General features: G+C 74.3%; 20 protein-coding genes. 8 read left to right on the top strand and 12 right to left on the bottom strand.

Translation table 11 applies throughout. The features are described from left to right. The first annotated feature begins 46 nt into the window (after positions 1–46). Positions 47–370 (top strand): STAS domain-containing protein, encoded by a 324-nt coding sequence (locus AMOR_RS18625; RefSeq protein ID WP_248353173.1) that lies wholly within the window; start codon positions 47–49, stop codon positions 368–370. Here the strand turns inward: AMOR_RS18625 and AMOR_RS18620 are convergent. Next, the gene (locus AMOR_RS18620; protein WP_248353172.1) at positions 367–537 is read right to left on the bottom strand and encodes a hypothetical protein; all 171 of its coding nucleotides are present in this window, start codon (positions 535–537) and stop codon (positions 367–369) included. The genes AMOR_RS18625 and AMOR_RS18620 overlap by 4 nt on opposite strands. Positions 538–637: 100 nt before the next feature. Here AMOR_RS18620 and ku point away from each other — a divergent pair, with 100 nt between their 5' ends. The 4 genes from ku to AMOR_RS18600 all read left to right on the top strand — a co-directional run bounded on the left by ku (position 638) and on the right by AMOR_RS18600 (position 3,479). Beyond that, complete coding sequence (ku, locus tag AMOR_RS18615; RefSeq protein ID WP_248353171.1) at positions 638–1,552, top strand: non-homologous end joining protein Ku; 915 nt, start codon at positions 638–640, stop codon at positions 1,550–1,552. Between the two features lie 10 nt (positions 1,553–1,562). Continuing rightward, positions 1,563–2,504 (top strand): non-homologous end-joining DNA ligase, encoded by a 942-nt coding sequence (gene ligD, locus AMOR_RS18610; protein WP_248353170.1) that lies wholly within the window; start codon positions 1,563–1,565, stop codon positions 2,502–2,504. A gap of 100 nt (positions 2,505–2,604) precedes the next feature. Then, complete coding sequence (locus AMOR_RS18605; RefSeq protein ID WP_248353169.1) at positions 2,605–3,045, top strand: phage holin family protein; 441 nt, start codon at positions 2,605–2,607, stop codon at positions 3,043–3,045. Continuing rightward, positions 3,021–3,479, top strand: coding sequence for a hypothetical protein (locus AMOR_RS18600; protein WP_248353168.1), 459 nt, complete (start codon positions 3,021–3,023; stop codon positions 3,477–3,479). Before AMOR_RS18605 ends, AMOR_RS18600 begins: the two co-directional genes overlap by 25 nt. A gap of 98 nt (positions 3,480–3,577) precedes the next feature. Here the strand turns inward: AMOR_RS18600 and AMOR_RS18595 are convergent, their stop codons facing one another. Together AMOR_RS18595 and AMOR_RS18590 are read right to left on the bottom strand one after the other, a co-directional pair. Next, the gene (locus tag AMOR_RS18595) at positions 3,578–3,817 is read right to left on the bottom strand and encodes a hypothetical protein (protein WP_248353166.1); all 240 of its coding nucleotides are present in this window, start codon (positions 3,815–3,817) and stop codon (positions 3,578–3,580) included. Further along, positions 3,814–4,227 (bottom strand): hypothetical protein, encoded by a 414-nt coding sequence (locus tag AMOR_RS18590; RefSeq protein WP_248353164.1) that lies wholly within the window; start codon positions 4,225–4,227, stop codon positions 3,814–3,816. Before AMOR_RS18590 ends, AMOR_RS18595 begins: the two co-directional genes overlap by 4 nt. 108 nt (positions 4,228–4,335) lie before the next feature. Here AMOR_RS18590 and AMOR_RS18585 point away from each other — a divergent pair, with 108 nt between their 5' ends. After that, positions 4,336–4,833: an SRPBCC family protein gene (locus tag AMOR_RS18585; protein ID WP_248353163.1), complete on the top strand. Its 498-nt coding sequence runs from the start codon at positions 4,336–4,338 to the stop codon at positions 4,831–4,833. 86 nt (positions 4,834–4,919) lie between these two features. On the opposite strand, the gene AMOR_RS18580 is transcribed toward AMOR_RS18585, so the two are convergent. The 3 genes from AMOR_RS18580 to lpxC all read right to left on the bottom strand — a co-directional run bounded on the left by AMOR_RS18580 (position 4,920) and on the right by lpxC (position 7,195). After that, positions 4,920–5,945 (bottom strand): DUF2804 domain-containing protein, encoded by a 1,026-nt coding sequence (locus AMOR_RS18580; protein ID WP_248353162.1) that lies wholly within the window; start codon positions 5,943–5,945, stop codon positions 4,920–4,922. A gap of 10 nt (positions 5,946–5,955) precedes the next feature. Continuing rightward, complete coding sequence (locus tag AMOR_RS18575; RefSeq protein ID WP_248353161.1) at positions 5,956–6,192, bottom strand: hypothetical protein; 237 nt, start codon at positions 6,190–6,192, stop codon at positions 5,956–5,958. Between the two features lie 76 nt (positions 6,193–6,268). After that, positions 6,269–7,195: a UDP-3-O-acyl-N-acetylglucosamine deacetylase gene (lpxC, locus tag AMOR_RS18570; protein WP_248353160.1), complete on the bottom strand. Its 927-nt coding sequence runs from the start codon at positions 7,193–7,195 to the stop codon at positions 6,269–6,271. 295 nt (positions 7,196–7,490) lie between these two features. Between lpxC and AMOR_RS18565 the strand changes: the two genes are divergently transcribed. Further along, positions 7,491–8,228, top strand: coding sequence for a rhomboid family intramembrane serine protease (locus AMOR_RS18565; protein WP_248353159.1), 738 nt, complete (start codon positions 7,491–7,493; stop codon positions 8,226–8,228). Between the two features lie 16 nt (positions 8,229–8,244). On the opposite strand, the gene ruvB is transcribed toward AMOR_RS18565, so the two are convergent. Together ruvB and AMOR_RS18555 are read right to left on the bottom strand one after the other, a co-directional pair. After that, entirely contained in the window at positions 8,245–9,273 is a 1,029-nt protein-coding gene (gene ruvB, locus AMOR_RS18560; protein WP_248353158.1) for a Holliday junction branch migration DNA helicase RuvB, read from the bottom strand. Between the two features lie 55 nt (positions 9,274–9,328). After that, on the bottom strand, positions 9,329–9,991 hold the full coding sequence (locus AMOR_RS18555; protein WP_248353156.1) for an HAD family hydrolase: 663 nt from the start codon (positions 9,989–9,991) through the stop codon (positions 9,329–9,331). A 197-nt stretch (positions 9,992–10,188) separates the two neighbouring features. Between AMOR_RS18555 and AMOR_RS18550 the strand changes: the two genes are divergently transcribed. After that, a complete protein-coding gene (locus tag AMOR_RS18550; RefSeq protein ID WP_248353155.1) occupies positions 10,189–10,500 on the top strand; it encodes a hypothetical protein in 312 nt (103 codons plus the stop codon). Positions 10,501–10,529: 29 nt separating this feature from the next. Here AMOR_RS18550 and ruvA read toward each other — a convergent pair whose 3' ends face one another. From ruvA to AMOR_RS18530, 4 genes are all read right to left on the bottom strand, one after another. Continuing rightward, on the bottom strand, positions 10,530–11,123 hold the full coding sequence (gene ruvA, locus AMOR_RS18545; RefSeq protein WP_248353153.1) for a Holliday junction branch migration protein RuvA: 594 nt from the start codon (positions 11,121–11,123) through the stop codon (positions 10,530–10,532). Further along, complete coding sequence (ruvC, locus tag AMOR_RS18540; RefSeq protein ID WP_248353152.1) at positions 11,120–11,674, bottom strand: crossover junction endodeoxyribonuclease RuvC; 555 nt, start codon at positions 11,672–11,674, stop codon at positions 11,120–11,122. The genes ruvA and ruvC overlap by 4 nt, the downstream gene beginning before the upstream one ends. Positions 11,675–11,810: 136 nt before the next feature. After that, a complete protein-coding gene (locus AMOR_RS18535; protein ID WP_248353151.1) occupies positions 11,811–13,241 on the bottom strand; it encodes an MFS transporter in 1,431 nt (476 codons plus the stop codon). Positions 13,242–13,392: 151 nt separating this feature from the next. Next, positions 13,393–14,637: an MFS transporter gene (locus AMOR_RS18530; protein ID WP_248353150.1), complete on the bottom strand. Its 1,245-nt coding sequence runs from the start codon at positions 14,635–14,637 to the stop codon at positions 13,393–13,395. Positions 14,638–14,640: the final 3 nt, after the last annotated feature.

Here is a 14,640-nt window from a genome sequence, read left to right as displayed (position 1 = left end):
GTGCCTGCGCGTCGGCACGGGCGCGCCGGGGTCCGGAGGGAGCGCCATGCCGGAGAGCAGCTGCACGTTCCACAGCGAGCACGAGGGCGACCGGACGGTCATCCGCCTGTGCGGGACCTTCGACCGGGCCTCGGCCTTCGAGCTGGCGCAGCGCCTGGAGGGCGAGCACGATCACGAGCTCGTCCTCGACTTCAGCCTCGTCCGCGAGTTCGCCGACCTGGGCGTCGCTACGCTCGCGCACGGGCTGGCGGGCGCGGACCACCGGCTGTTCATGCGCGGCCTGCGACAGCACCAGCTCCGGATCTTCCGCTACTTCGGCGTCGACGTGGAGGCGTCCGCCGACGGCGATCCCGGCGCCACGGCGAGCTAGCGCTCGCCGCTCTCTCCCGGGTCCGGCGCCTCGCGCTCACGCTCGACCCCCTCCTCCTCTCCCGTCCCGAAGTAGCCGTCGTCGTACGGCTCCCTGGTCGGCGGCAGATCCGTGCGCGGCGCGTCCCCGGCGTCCTTCCGCGGCTCGTCCCTTCGCTTGCCCGGCATCCCGTACCTCCTCCGAGAATCTGGGGCCGCCGGAGCGCGCGGAGAACCCCGCGTTGCCTCCGCCCGTCCGGGGACGGATCGTTCGCCCGGGGGGCTGCGCATGCCGAGGGCGATCTGGAGCGGAGCGCTGACGTTCGGGCTCGTGAACATCCCGGTGAAGCTCTTCACCGCGGTCTCGCAGAAGGACGTCCACTTCCACATGCTCCACGACAAGGACGGCGGGCGGATCCGCCTGAAGCGCTTCTGCGAGGTGGAGAACGAGGAGGTCCCGTACGAGCACGTCGTGAAGGGCTTCGAGGTCGCGTCGCACCGGTACGTGACGGTCACCCGCGAGGAGCTCGAGAAGTACGATCCGAAGGCCACGCGCACCGTCGAGATCCACGACTTCGTGGACCTCTCCGAGATCGACCCGGTCTTCTTCGAGAGCACGTACTACCTCGTGCCGGACCGGAGCGCGGCCAAGGCCTACCGGCTCCTCGGGGACGCGATGCGCAGGGCGGGGAAGGTCGGCATCGCCACCGCGGTGCTCCGGACCAAGGAGTCGCTTTGCTGCGTGCGGCCGGCGGAGGGCGAGGCGCTCGCCCTCTCGACCATGAACCGGGCCGACGAGGTGATCCCGGTGTCGTCGCTGGAGCTGCCGGAGGCCGGGGGGAAGCCTTCCGAGCGCGAGCTCGCGATGGCGGAGCAGCTGGTCGCCTCGCTCACGGGCCCGTTCGAGCCCGAGCGTTACCCCGACCTGCGCCGGCAGCGGATCCTCGAGCTGGTCGAGAAGAAGGCGGAGGGCCAGACGATCGAGGCGCCGGAGGCGGAGGAGGCGCCCGCGCAGGTGGTGAGCCTCGCGGACGCGCTGTCGGCGAGCCTCGCGGCGGCCCGGCGGCGCGGCGCGGAGGGGCACGACGGCGCGCCGCGCGCGGCCGAGGAGCACCGCCGCCCGGCGCACGGCGCCCGGCGGCACCCCGCCCAGGCGGCGGCCCGGACCGCGCGGGCGAAGCGGGCGCGCAAGAAGCGGGCGTAGGAGCGGCGACGTGGCGAGGGGCGGGGCGATCGAGGTCGACGTCGCGGGGCGGCGCATCGTCCTCCGTAACCTGGACAAGGTCTTCTACCCCGAGGCCGGCTTCACGAAGCGTGACCTCGTCGACTACTACACGCGCATCGCGCCGGCGCTCCTCCCGCACCTTCGCGGCCGTCCCCTCACGCTGAAGCGCTATCCGGACGGCGTCGCCGGGCCGTTCTTCTACGAGAAGCGCTGCCCGCGGCACCGGCCATCGTGGTTCCGGACCGAGGCGGTCTGGAGCGACGGGAACCAGGCGTTCATCGACCACTGCGTCGTGGACGATCTCGCCTCGCTCGTGTGGCTCGCGAGCATCGCCGACCTCGAGCTGCACGCCTCGCTGTCGCTGGCGCGCAGCATGAGCCGGCCGACGGTGCTCGCCTTCGATCTCGATCCCGGCCCCCCGGCGGACGTGGTGGCGTGCTGCGACGTCGCGCTCCTCCTCCGGCGCCTCCTCGGCGCGCTCGGCCTCGAGTCGTTCCCGAAGACGTCGGGCTCGAAGGGGCTCCAGGTGTACGTCCCGCTGAACCGGCCGACGTCGTACGACGAGACGAAGCCGTTCGCGCACGCGGTCGCCCGCCTGCTGGAGCAGCGCCACCCCCGCCTCGTCGTCGAGCGGATGGCGAAGTCGCTCCGCGCGGGGAAGGTGCTGGTGGACTGGAGCCAGAACGACCCGCACAAGACCACGGTCTGCGTCTACTCGCTCCGCGCCCGCGCCCGGCCGACCGTCTCGGCGCCGGTCCGCTGGACCGAGGTGGAGAAGGCCGCCCGGTCCCGCCGCGCCGCGGGCCTGGTCCTCGAGGCGCGCGACGTCCTCCGGCGGGTCGAGCGCGGCGGAGACCTGTTCGAGCCGGTGCTCACGCTCATGCAGCGCCTGCCCGGCGCGGCGGAGCTCGCCCGCGCACCCGCGCGGTGAGAGCCCCGCGCCCCCCGCGGCCGTACGGTGCGCGCGGCCGGTCGCGGGAGCACCTTGTCTCGTGCGCCCGCGAGGATCGGCGGTGGGCCGAGGGGGGACGATGAACGCGAACGACCGGCCGGGGATCCCGACCCATCCGCCGCCGCCGCGCGGCGCGGGACTGCGCGAGCTCCCGACCCGCGACCTCGTGACGGAGGTCGCCCGGAAGGCGAGCACCCTCGTCCGCAAGGAGGTGGAGCTCGCGAAGGCCGAGGTGCGCGCCGACCTGCGCGCCGAGATCAAGATGGCGAGCGGCCTCGGCGCGGCGGGGCTCTGCGCGATCTTCACCGTCCAGCTCCTGCTCACCGCGATCGTGCTCGCGCTCATGGAGGCCGAGGTCCTGCCGGGGTGGGCCGCCGCGCTGATCGTCGCGGCGGTGGTCCTCGCCGTCGGCACCGGCATCGGCCTGTGGGGCTGGGCGAAGCGCGTCCGCAAGCCGCTCGACACGACGCGGCGGTCTCTCCAGGAGAACGTGCGATGGGCGAAGGACCAGATCGCGTGAAGAACGGGTCTCCCGGGGGGGGCGACGTGCGCCGGGTCTCCGGCGAGATCGAGAGCATCCGGGGGGAGCTCGGCGCGCTGGTGGCGGAGCTGGACCGGCGCCGGCACGAGGCGTTCGACCTCGGGCTCCAGGCGCGACGTCACCCGGTGGTCGTCGCCGTGGCGGCGAGCGCGGCCGCGCTCGTCCTCGGCGGGCTCATCGCGCTCGCGGTGCGGTCGCGGCGCGAGCGGCGGCGCCCGTCCACGCGGATCCGCGAGACGCGTCGGGCCCTGGCCCGCCTCGTCGAGCACCCGGACCGCGTCGCGGCCGAGCCGAGCATCCCGAACAAGATCGTGACGGCGGTGGCGGTCGCGGCCGGGACCGCGTTCGCGAAGCGGATGATCGATCGCGCGGTGAAGTCGCCGCCGCGGGTCCCGCAGGCGCGGCCGGCCTGAGGCGGCGACCCGCCCTTCGACTCCGCGGAGGGCGGCCTTCTCATCCCATCCACGCTCAGGGCGACCGGGGGGCGCGCCGCTCCGGGCTCGGGGCGATGTCAGGCGTCTTCGGGCACGCCTTCCCGGGCGCCGGCGTGATGGGCGCAGTGCGCGCAGCAATAGGTCCGGCCGCCGGCGTCCACGCCGTGGCCGATGATGCGGCAGGCGCAGTGCGCGCACCGCGGCGCGAGCGCCTGGATCGCGCACTCGAAGCTGTCGAAGACGTGGCGCTTGCCGCCCGCGGTGATCTCGAGCGCGCGCTCGTACTCGTTCCCGCACACCTCGCACGTCCCCGTCATGCCCCGCCCCTCCGCCGGCGCGCCCGCCGCTCGTCGGTCCCGCCGCGGCGCGCGAGGGCGATACCCCAGGCGGCGGCCAGCGCGGCCTCGAACGCCGCGTCCGCGAGGTAGATGGGCGAGATCCGCCGGCGCCGCCCCGCGTACCAACCCTCGACGACCGCGATGCCCGCCGCGGTGACCGCGCCGAGCGCGGCGACCTCGGGCGTGATCGAGCGGCGGACTCCCGCTGCGGCGAGCGTCGCGCCGATCGCGGCGACGAGCACGCCCACCGTCTTCACGAGCCAGGGCTCGCGCTTCGGGCCGGTCACCGCCTCGAAGCTCGCCTCGTCGAGCAGCGGCCAGACGCCCGTCGCCAGGTAGAACGCACCCTGTCCGATCGCGAGCGCCCGCCCTGCTCCCCCGTCGCGCACGAGTCCACGTTGGTCACGCCCTGGGGCGGACGCGAGCGGAGGCGCCTGCCCGTGCCATCCGGGGCCGCCGTGGCAAGGCTTCCGGTGGAAACCTCCCAGGGGGGACACATGGCTCGGGTCGAGAAGAGCATCGAGGTCGATAGGCCGCTCCGGATGGTCTACGACCAGTGGACGCAGTTCGAGGATTTCCCGCGGTTCATGGAGGGCGTCGACGAGGTCCACCAGATGGACGACAGGACGCTCCACTGGAAGGCGAAGATCGGCGGCAAGGACGAGGAGTGGACGGCGGAGATCGTCCAGCAGATCCCGGACCAGCAGATCGCCTGGCGGCACACGCGCGGCGCGATCAACTCCGGCGTCGTGACGTTCACGCCGCTCGAGGGCGACCGGTGTCGCGTCACGCTCGCGCTCGAGTACGATCCGCAGGGCGTCGTCGAGAAGGTCGGCGACATGCTCGGGTTCGTGTCGCGCCGGGTCGAGGGGGACCTCGAGCGGTTCAAGCGCTTCGTGGAGGAGCGCACGATGGAGACGGGTGCCTGGCGCGGCACCATCCACCCATCCGGCGGCGTGACGCCGGACCACTCCGGCCACACCGGAATGCACTGACGGGACGGCGCGGGGGCACGCTCATCCGCGTGCCCCTGCGCTCGCTCGCGCCCCGGGCCCGCGTCTCCGCCGCTCTCGCGAGCGCATCACCACCGGGCCCAGTGATCCTCGACGACCCCGGGCAGCGCCGCGACGCGCCGGCCGGCGACCACGCCCTCGAACGTCCCCGCGACCTGGACGAAGCGCGTGCGCACGAGCGCGAGCTCCTTGCGCTCTCGGTGGAGCGCCTCCGGGAGGAACCCGAGGTCGACCGCGCCGCCGCCTCCCGCGATGCGCCACGGCGCGAGCGGTCGGGCCGGATCGAGCTCGAACCGGACCGGCGGCAGCCGCTCCGGCCCCGGCGCGAGCAGCGCGTTCTCGCCGGCGTCGCAGTCGGGCACACCGAACCCCGCGCACAGGTTGAACGCGAGCGGCGCGCCGCTCGCGTCCCGGCCGGTGCCGAGCGCCCAGCGCCAGGCGGTCTCCCGGGCGAGGAGGCCGGCCGTGTAGTCGAGCGCGCCGGTGCCGTCGAGCCGCAGCGTCCGCCCATCCACGCGCGCCGCGCCTTCCGCATGCAGCGCGCCCGCCTTGAGGGTCGTGCGGGGCCCCGCGCCGGGAACGGCGGCCACCAGCGTGAACGGCTGCGGCGCGTCGGCTGCGGAGAGCGAGACGTCGAGCTCGAGGTGCCTGCGTACCCGGCCAGTGAGCCGCCAGGCGGCGCCGGTGCGCTCCACCCGGAGCGCCATCGCGCCGCCGTCGAAGCGCGCCCGCGCGCCCTCCGCCGGCGACGCGCCCACCTCCGCGTTCACCTTCGGCAGCCCCGCGCCGGACCGCTCGACGACCATCTCGCGGCGTCGCCGGTCGAGGACCCACACGAACGCGCCGCCGAACAGCCCCGCCTCCACGATCGCCGCGCCGACGAGCGCCTCCGCGCCGCCCGCGAACAGGTAGAACCAGCGCTTCGCGCGAGCGGCGCGGCGGAGCCGGTCGCGGAGCCCGGCCCGAGCGCGGGGCGCGACGAGCGCGACGAGCGGGATCACGCCGGCGAACGCGCCGAGCCGCGGCGCCCCTGCCGCGTCGAACACGGCCTCCGGCGCCGGGGGGAGCGACGCGGGGTAGGGCACGGCCGTCATGGTGGGGAGCCTACGCCGCCGCCGCACGCCGGAGAGCGGCCCGGACGGCGTCGAGCCCCGTGTGGAGTACGGCGCCGTCCCACAGCGCCGGGGTCGCCGCGGCTCCGCCCCGGGCCGCGAGCGCGTCCCGGTGCGACTCGAAGGTCACGTTCCGGAAGACGACGCGGTCCACGAGCCCGAGCTCGGCGACGAGCCTGCGCGCGGCGGCGGAGTGGGGCTCCGAGAGCCGATGGAAGAGCTCGAGCACGCCGGAGAGATAGCGCGGCCGCGCGTGTGGACACGCGCGGCCGCTCGAGGATGCCGGACGAGGTGAAGGATCGGCGCTAGGCGATCTGGCCGTTCGGGACGACGAGGGCCGGCACGTTGGCGCGGATCGCGGGCGCGTCCGCCTCGGCGGTGACGCGGACGACGCGGTGCGAGGTCGGATCCGCGAGCACCTTGCGGACGAGCGCCTGGTTCATCGCGTGGCCGCTCTTCACCGCGATCAGCGCGCCGACGATCGGCATCCCCGCGAGCGCGAGGTCGCCCACGGCGTCGAGCACCTTGTGGCGCGCGAACTCGTCGGGGAAGCGGAGGCCCTCCGGGTTCAGTATCGAGAACTCGTCGACGACGATGGCGTTCTCGAGGCTGCCGCCCTTCGCGAGCCCCATCGCCTGCATCCGCTCGATGTCGCGACGGAAGCAGAACGTGCGGGCGCGCGCCACCTCGCGCTCGAAGCTCCTGTCGGAGAGCGTGACCCGGAACGCCTGGTTCGTGATGAGCGGGTGGCCGAAGTCGGCGGTGAACTCCACCGCGAACGTGTCCGACGGCTCGAGGCGCGCGACCTTGTCGCCGTCGCGCAGCTCGATCACCTGATCGACGACGAGGTACCGCTTCCCGGCGGACTGCACCTTCACGCCCGCCTCGTGCACGAGGCACACGAACGGCGCGGCGGAGCCGTCGAGGATCGGGATCTCGGGCCCGTCCACCTCGACCCGGCAGTTGTCGATGCCCATCCCGTGGAGCGCGGCCATCACGTGCTCGACCGTCGAGACGCGCGCCTTGCCGGACCCGATGCTGGTGGACAGGGTGGTGTCGACGACGAACTCGTTCCGGGCCGGGATCTCGACGCCGAGATCCATCCGGACGAACGTGATGCCCGCGTCCGAGGCGGCGGGCGCGAGCGTCAGCGTCGCGGGCTTCCCGGAGTGCAGGCCGATGCCCGTACACGAGACCCGCTTCGCCACCGTCCGCTGATTCCAGTAAGCCATGTCGAGTGTCCGTCCCGTCCTCTGGGCGTGGCGCCCGGGCGACCCCCACTTGAGCAATCGACGTGCCAGTCAACGCCTGGGCACCGTCGTGCAGCCCCGCCGGCGCATACTACTAAGAGCTCGGTACTTTGGGCTTTTTTCCAGCTACCCGGATCGCTGGGCCCCTGTTTGGCCCAGGAGGGTGTCGGAGTCCTGATCGCCCTGTGCCTCCGCCGCGACATGCGTGTCAGACCGGCACGATGACACGCACCTCGAACGCGGCGCCTTATAGCATGACCGGCCGAGGCCCAAAGGCGTGATCCCGCTCAGCGACGACAACCCGCTCGAACGAACGCCGATCGTCACGATCCTCTTCATCGCCGCGAACGTCCTCGTCTTCCTCTGGCAGATCGACGCTCCGGCGCTCCCGGCCGCCTTCGCGTCGGGCGACGTGCTCGGGTTCCTCGAGCGAAACCTCCAGCTCAGCGCGTTCCGCGGCGGCCTCGTGCCGTACGAGATCCTCACCTTCACCGACATCGAGTACCGCGACATCGTCCCGCCGCCGTTCACGATCCTGACGAGCATGTTCCTTCACGGTGGGTTCATGCACATCGCGACGAACATGCTGTTCCTGTGGATCTTCGGGAACAACGTCGAGGACGCGCTCGGGCGCGTCCGGTTCGTCGTCTTCTACCTCGCGTGCGGCATCGCGGCGGCGCTCGTCCAGGTGGTCGCGTCGGCGGTGACGGGCGACCTCCTCGTCCCGATGGTCGGCGCCAGCGGCGCGATCGCGGGCGTGCTCGCGGCGTACATGGTGCTCTTCCCGCGCGCGCGGGTGACGACCCTCGTCATCATCGTGGTGTTCATCCGGATCGTGCCGGTGCCCGCCGGGTTCTTCATCGGGCTCTGGTTCCTGCTCCAGATCCTCTCCGTCCTCTTCGGCGGGAACACCGGCGTCGCGCTCTTCGCCCACATCGGCGGGTTCGTCGCCGGGTGGCTGCTCGTGCGTCTCATGGGGCGGCGGCCGACGCAGGCGCGGCGGGTGGTGTGGTGACCGCGGCGCGCGCGGCCTAGAACAGCCCGCCCTGCTTCCCGTGCGGCCTCTCGCGCCCGAGGTGCGCGAACGCGGCCGGGAGCGCGACGCGCCCGCGGGGCGTCCGCGCGAGGAAGCCCTCGCGAACTAGGAACGGCTCGTAGACGTCCTCGATGGTGTCCGACTCCTCGCCCACGGCCGCCGCGACGGCGTCGATCCCGACCGGGCCGCCGCCGAACGTGTCGATCACCGAGGCCAGGATCCGGCGGTCCATCGCGTCGAGGCCACGAGCGTCCACCTCGAGCCGCGCGAGCGTCCGGTCGACGATCTCGCGGGTGAGCTTCCCGTCCCCCTCCACCTGGGCGAAATCGCGGGCGCGCTGGAGCAGCCGGATGGCGATGCGCGGCGTCCCGCGGGCGCGCCGCGCCAGCTCCTCGGCGCCGGCGGCCTCGACCGGGAGCGCGAGCTTCCGCGCGGCGCGGACGGCGATCTCCTTCAGCTCCGGCGCGCCGTAGTACTCGAGGCGCTCCTGGATCGGGAACCGATCGCGGAGCGGGCTCGCGAGGAGGCCCGTGCGCGTGGTCGCCCCGACCAGCGTGAAGCGCTCGAGCTTCATCTCCATCGTCTGGGCGCCGAGGCCGGCGCCGAGGACGACGTCGAAGCGGTAGTCCTCCATCGCCGGGTAGAGCGCCTCCTCGACGGCGGGGGAGAGCCGGTGGATCTCGTCGATGAAGAGGATGTCGCGCGGCGCGAGCGCGGTGAGGAGGCCCGCGAGGTCGCCCTTCTTCACGAGGGCGGGGCCGCTCGTGACGTGCAGCGTGACGCCGAGCTCGCGCGCGAGGATGTGGGCGAGCGAGGTCTTCCCGAGACCGGGCGGTCCGGAGAGGAGCACGTGATCGAGCGCCTCGCCGCGCGCTCGCGCCGCCGCCGCGTACACGCGGACGTTCTCGACGATCTTCTCCTGGCCGACGTAATCCTCGAAGGTCGCGGGCCGGAGCGACTGCTCCAGCCGCTCCTCGCCTTCCAGGGTCTTCGGGGAGACGTCGCGGACCGGCTTCGGGGACATGGCCGCGGCGAGCGTAACACGCGCGGGTGACCGGCTCGTCATGCCTCGGCGCGGGTCAGGCCCACTCCGGCTCCGGCCAGAGCCGGTCCACGACGTCGGCGAGCGCGAGCAGGTCCGGGACGACCAGGTCCGCGGGGCCGACGCGCCGGTGCGGCCGTCCGACGAGCACGGTCGTGAGCCCGAGGGACCGCGCGACCGAGAGGTCGTAGTCGGCGTACGCGGCGACGTGCCACCAGGCGGGCCCGAGCGCGGCGCCCGTGACCGCCGCCGCCGCCGACCAGAACGCCGGGGCGGGCTTGTAGACGCCGACGTCCTCGGCGCACAGCCAGCGCGAGAGCCGGAACCCGAGCCGCGCCTGCACGTCGACGCCGTGTCGGCGATCGGAGTTCGTCATCGCCAGGCAGGGCGCGCGGGCCTGCAGCCGGAGGAGCGCCGCGCGCGCATCGGGGAACGCCGGCCAGGTCCCGGCGTCGCGACCGATCGCGTCCGCGTCGCCGGGGTCCATCCCGAGCACGTCCACGAGGCTCCGCGCGACGATCTCCCGATAGGACCGGAACGGCGCCTCCTGCTCGAGGACCCCCTGGCGGTCGACGATGCGATCGAAGTCCCCGTCGCCGAGCGCGACGCCGCGCAGCGCGAGCGCCGCTCGCAGGCCGGCCTGCCAGTCGAGGACGGTCCCGAAGACGTCGAAGGAGAGGAGCGCGGGGCGGACGGGCATGCGGGGAGTCTGGCCGAGGCGCGGCCGGCGCGCCAGGGGTTCGGAGGCGGCTGCTGCACCGCCTCGACCTCGTCCGACTCGCCGATCGCCTCCCGGCCGCGGGTCCGCATGGACCTTCCGTGACGATTCGTTAAGCTCTATTAACGCGCGCTCCGGAGCTCGACGACGATGCGACACTCTCCCGGACAGGAGCCCTCATGACGTCCCGCGCATGGATCCCGCTCGTCGCGCTCGCCTCCGCCGCATGCGCCCCGGTCCCCCTGAGGAAGGCCGACGGCAGCGGCACCGTGCTCGTCAGCCAGCGGCTCGCCACGACCGTCGAGTCCGAGCACCGCTGCCCTCCCGAGCGGATCACCGTCATCCGGATGGACGACTCGATGGACGCGGACTACTTCGAGCTGGACGTGTGCGGCTCGGTGCGGCGGTACGAGAAGTTCCAGGGCGGCGACACGTTCACCTGGGTGGACGTGACGACGCTCTATCCGCCGACGGACGACATCTCGCCCTGACCGTCGCGGAGAGCGCGCGCGGCCGGGCGTCACCCCCGGAGCAGCTTCAACGCCTCCCGCAGCAGCTCGTCCAGCTTCTTCCCCTCCGCCCCGTCCCGCAGCGCGTCCGCCGCCCCGTCGGCCTGCGCCGGCTTGTAGCCCAGGTTCACGAGCGCCGTCCGCAGCTGCTCCACCGCGTCCGCGCCCGGGCGCGCCTTGGCCGGACCCGCCGCCCGGGCGAGCGCGACGAGCTTCTCCTTCAGCTCGACGACGAGCCGCTCGGCGGTCTTCTTCCCGATGCCCTGCACCTTCGTGAGCCGCGCGACGTCGCCCTGCGCCACCGCCTGCGCGAGCTCGCGCGCCTCGATGCCGGAGAGGATGTTCTGCGCGGCGCGGGGACCGACGCCCTTCACGTCGATGAGGGCGCGGAAGACCGCCTCCTCGTCCTCGCTCGCGAAGCCGAAGAGATCCAGGGCGTCCTCGCGGACGTGCGTGTACGTCCGGAGCGTCACCGCCTCGCCGCGGGGCGGCAGCGACGCGAGCGCGAGCTGCGAGAGGTGGACGAGGTAGCCGACGCCGCCCACGTCGACGATGGCGTGGTCGTCGGACTTCTCGGAGACCTTGCCGGTGAGCCGGGCGATCACGGCGCGCTCCGGCGGTGATCCCGGCGCGCGGGGACGAGCCGGGCCAGGGCGGACGCGGCGCCGCGCTTCCCGGCGGCGGTCGCGAGCCGGAGCGGCCTGCGGGCGAGGTGACAGACGGCGAGCGCGAGCGCGTCGGCCTCGTCGGAGAGGTCGGGCGAGGCGCCGAGGAGCATGCGGGCGGTGCGGAGCATCTGGTCCTTGCCGGCGCGCCCGTTGCCGGTGAAGGCGAGCTTCACCTCGGCGGGCGCGTACTCGAAGACGGGGAGCCCGGCGCGAGCGGCGACCGCGAGGGCGACGCCGCGGGCCTGGCCGAGCACGAGGGCGGAGCGGGGCGATGCACCGCAAAAGACCGCCTCGACCGACACCTCGGCCGGGCGCGCGCGGGCGATGACGGCGTCGAGGCCGTCGAGGATCCGGCCCAGGCGGACCGCGATCGGGAGATCCCCCGGCTCGAGCACGCCCGACTCGACGACCCGGAGCCGCGCGCCCTCCCGCTCGACGACGCCGAAGCCGCAGCGCCGCGAGCCGGGATCGATGCCTAGGACGATCACGCGGGCATGCTAGCAGACGCTGAACCGGCGTCCAGCGGGCGGCCCACGGAGCCGTCTGCCGGCGTGGCCGTTCGCCCCGAGCCCGTCGACGGGCCGACCGCGAGCGCATGGTTCGACAGGCTCACCACGGGCGGCCTCAGACCTCGGGCGTCGGACGCCCGGCCTCTGCGCCCGCACCGGGGGCGCGCTCCTCGCCCGCGCTCCGGCTGGCCTCCGCGCGGACGACGGAGCACGCCGCCGCGGCGATCGCGAGCGCGGCGCCCGTCCGGAGCGCGAGCGCGTAGCCGGAGAGGAACGCCGGCCCCGCCGGGGCGCTCCCGGCGCGGAGCGCGAAGAGGCTCCCCGCGAGCGCGACGCCGATGCCCATCCCGACGTTGCGGGCGGTCGCGAGGAGCCCGCCGCCGGAGCCGAGCCGCTGCCTCGGGAGCGACCCCATCACCACCGAGTTGTTCGGCGCCTGGAAGAGGCCCATCCCGACCCCACAGACCGCGAGGCGCGCCATCACCGAGGCGAGCGCATCGTGCGCGCCGGCGGCGGAGAGCAGCACCAGGCCCGCGGCGAGGATCACCATGCCGGCGACCGGGAGCACGCGCGCGCCGATCCGGTCGGAGAGCCACCCGGAGAGCGGCGACGCCACCGAGAGCGCGATGGGCACCGCGGAGAGCGCGAGCCCGAGTCGCCCCGGCGGGAGGTGCAGGACGCGCGCGAGGTAGAAGGGCGTGAGGAACGTCTGCGAGAACATCGCCGCGTACGAGAGCAGGCCGGCGAGGAGGCCGAGCGAGACGGGCCGGCTCCGGAAGAGCGCGCCGTCGACGAGCGGGGACGGCGCCCGCCGCTCGCGCCACGCGAGCGCGGCGGCCGCGCCCCCGCCGACCACGAGGAGCGCCACCGCGATCGCGTCGGGGTGCACGAGCCGGTCCACGGCCGCCAGCAGCGACGCGAGCGCGAGAGCGAGGAGCCCCGCGCCCGGCCCGTCGAACGGCGGGTGGAACCCTGGGCGGCGGCGCGGCAGGATTCGCGCCGCCCAGGCCGCGCCGGCGATCCCGACGGGCACGTTCACGTAGAACACCCAGCGCCAGGAGAGGTGGGCGAGGATGAGGCCGCCGATCGGCGGCCCCGCGGTGAGACCGAGCGCGACGACGGTGCCCACGGCGCCGAGCGCGCGACCGCGCTGCTCCGCCGGGAACGTCGCGGTGACGACCGCGGGACCCACCGCCATCGTGGCGCTCGCTCCGACCGCCTGGAACACGCGCGCCGCGACGAGCGCGGGGAAGCTCGGAGCCGCGCCGCACAGCGCGGAGCCGAAGGTGAAGACGACGAGCCCCGCGACGTACACCGTCCGGAGCCCGACGAGATCGGCGGCGCGGCCCATGGTGAGCAGCGTGGCGCTGATGGCGAGGAGGTACGCGGTCACCGCCCACTCGAGCCGATCGATCGTGGCGTGGAGCTGCGCGCCGATGGTGGGCAGCGCGACGTTCACGATGTTGCCGTCGAGCGTCGCCATGAACGTGCCGACCGCGATGGCGGAGAAGGCGATCCAGGGCGAGCGCGGGCTGCGGAGGTGCATGGGGGAAGGGCTGTACGTACCCGACGCGCGGCCGCGGGTCGAGCGCAGACGCGGGCCCGGCCGGGCAGGCGGTGCCCCGCTCCGCCTCGCCCTTCGAGGCCGGACGTGCTTTCCCCGGGGCCTCGGCCCGCGGGGAACGGGACGCGGCCGGTCAGCTCGCGACGGGCGGGAAGAGCGTCGGGTGCTCGGCGAGCACGGTGCGGCGCAGGCGCGGCAGGGCGACGTGGAACACGGCGCTCGCGACGAGGACCACGAGCGCGCCGGCCGCCAGCGTGTGCGGCGTCCCGACCCGGCTCGCGGCGAGGCCGGCGGCGAGCGAGCCGAACGGCGTCACGCCCACGAACAGCGTGGAGAAGAGCCCCATCACGCGGCCGCGCAGGTCCACCGGCGCGAGCCCCTGCAGGAGCGTCATCGTCCCTGCCATCTGCGTGATGAAGCCGAAGCCGGTGACGGCCAGCGCCGCGATGGAGAGCGCGGGGCTCCGCGACAGGGCGAGCACGAGCACGCCCGCGCCGAGGAGCGTCGTCCCGACCGCGACGCGCCGGCCGAGGCCGCGGAGGCCATGCCGCAGGAGCAGGCCCACCGCGCCGACGAGGGCGCCGATCCCGGCGGCGCCGAGGAGGACGCCGTACAGCGAGGCGCCGCCGTGGAGGATCTCCGACGAGACCACCGGCAAGAGCGTGACGTACGGCATCGCGAAGAAGCTCGAGACCGCGAGGAGCGCGAGCAGCGCCCGGACGTGCGCCGTGCGCCCCGCGTACGCGAGCCCCGCGAGCAGGTGGGCGCGGCGGCTGCCCGTGTGCGCCGGCTGCGGCGGCGGCCGCATCACCAGGAGCGCGTAGTAGGTCCCGGCGAAGGAGAGGGCGTTGAGGAGGAAGCAGATCCCCTCCCCCACCGCGGCGACGAGCAGCCCCGCGAGCGCGGGCCCCACCGCGCGCGCCGCGTTCACGATCGACGAGTTGAGCGCGACGGCGTTGGGCATGTCCTCGCCGGCGATGTCCGCGAGGAGCGCCTGGCGCGCCGGGATCTCGAAGGCGTAGGTGAGGCCGAGCATCGCCGCGAGCACGATCACGTGCCAGGGCCGGACGGTGCCGGTGAGCGTCAGGATCGCGAGGAGCACCGACTGCGCGATGGCGTTGGTCTGCGTGGCGAGGACGATCCGCCGCCGCGGCAGCCGGTCCGCGAGCGACCCGGCCCAGACGCCGAGGAAGAAGACCGGGACGCTCCCGAGGAAGTTCACCAGCCCGAGCATCTCGGAGGAGCGCGTGAGCCTCCAGACGAGCCACGCCTGCGCGACGGACTGCATCCACGTGCCCGCGAGGGACACGAGCTGGCCACCGAAGAACAGCCGGAGGTCGCGCTTCTCGAGGGACCGGAGGGCGTGGGGCCAGCGCATGGG

Origin of the sequence: Anaeromyxobacter oryzae (assembly GCF_023169945.1) — a bacterium.
GTDB lineage: Bacteria > Myxococcota > Myxococcia > Myxococcales > Anaeromyxobacteraceae > Anaeromyxobacter > Anaeromyxobacter oryzae.
The sequence above is the reverse complement of the archived record's forward strand: the minus strand, read 5'-3'. Positions and strand labels throughout refer to the sequence as shown.

What these genes read in the sequence shown, in the direction of transcription:
- AMOR_RS18625 (WP_248353173.1), top strand. Translation starts at nt 47, where the DNA reads ATGCCGGAGAGCAGCTGCACGTTCCACAGCGAGCACGAGGGCGACCGG.
- AMOR_RS18620 (WP_248353172.1), bottom strand. Translation starts at nt 537, where the DNA reads ATGCCGGGCAAGCGAAGGGACGAGCCGCGGAAGGACGCCGGGGACGCG.
- ku (WP_248353171.1), top strand. Translation starts at nt 638, where the DNA reads ATGCCGAGGGCGATCTGGAGCGGAGCGCTGACGTTCGGGCTCGTGAAC.
- AMOR_RS18605 (WP_248353169.1), top strand. Translation starts at nt 2,605, where the DNA reads ATGAACGCGAACGACCGGCCGGGGATCCCGACCCATCCGCCGCCGCCG.
- AMOR_RS18600 (WP_248353168.1), top strand. Translation starts at nt 3,021, where the DNA reads ATGGGCGAAGGACCAGATCGCGTGAAGAACGGGTCTCCCGGGGGGGGC.
- AMOR_RS18595 (WP_248353166.1), bottom strand. Translation starts at nt 3,817, where the DNA reads ATGACGGGGACGTGCGAGGTGTGCGGGAACGAGTACGAGCGCGCGCTC.
- AMOR_RS18585 (WP_248353163.1), top strand. Translation starts at nt 4,336, where the DNA reads ATGGCTCGGGTCGAGAAGAGCATCGAGGTCGATAGGCCGCTCCGGATG.
- AMOR_RS18580 (WP_248353162.1), bottom strand. Translation starts at nt 5,945, where the DNA reads ATGACGGCCGTGCCCTACCCCGCGTCGCTCCCCCCGGCGCCGGAGGCC.
- lpxC (WP_248353160.1), bottom strand. Translation starts at nt 7,195, where the DNA reads ATGGCTTACTGGAATCAGCGGACGGTGGCGAAGCGGGTCTCGTGTACG.
- ruvB (WP_248353158.1), bottom strand. Translation starts at nt 9,273, where the DNA reads ATGTCCCCGAAGCCGGTCCGCGACGTCTCCCCGAAGACCCTGGAAGGC.
- AMOR_RS18555 (WP_248353156.1), bottom strand. Translation starts at nt 9,991, where the DNA reads ATGCCCGTCCGCCCCGCGCTCCTCTCCTTCGACGTCTTCGGGACCGTC.
- AMOR_RS18550 (WP_248353155.1), top strand. Translation starts at nt 10,189, where the DNA reads ATGACGTCCCGCGCATGGATCCCGCTCGTCGCGCTCGCCTCCGCCGCA.
- AMOR_RS18535 (WP_248353151.1), bottom strand. Translation starts at nt 13,241, where the DNA reads ATGCACCTCCGCAGCCCGCGCTCGCCCTGGATCGCCTTCTCCGCCATC.
- AMOR_RS18530 (WP_248353150.1), bottom strand. Translation starts at nt 14,637, where the DNA reads ATGCGCTGGCCCCACGCCCTCCGGTCCCTCGAGAAGCGCGACCTCCGG.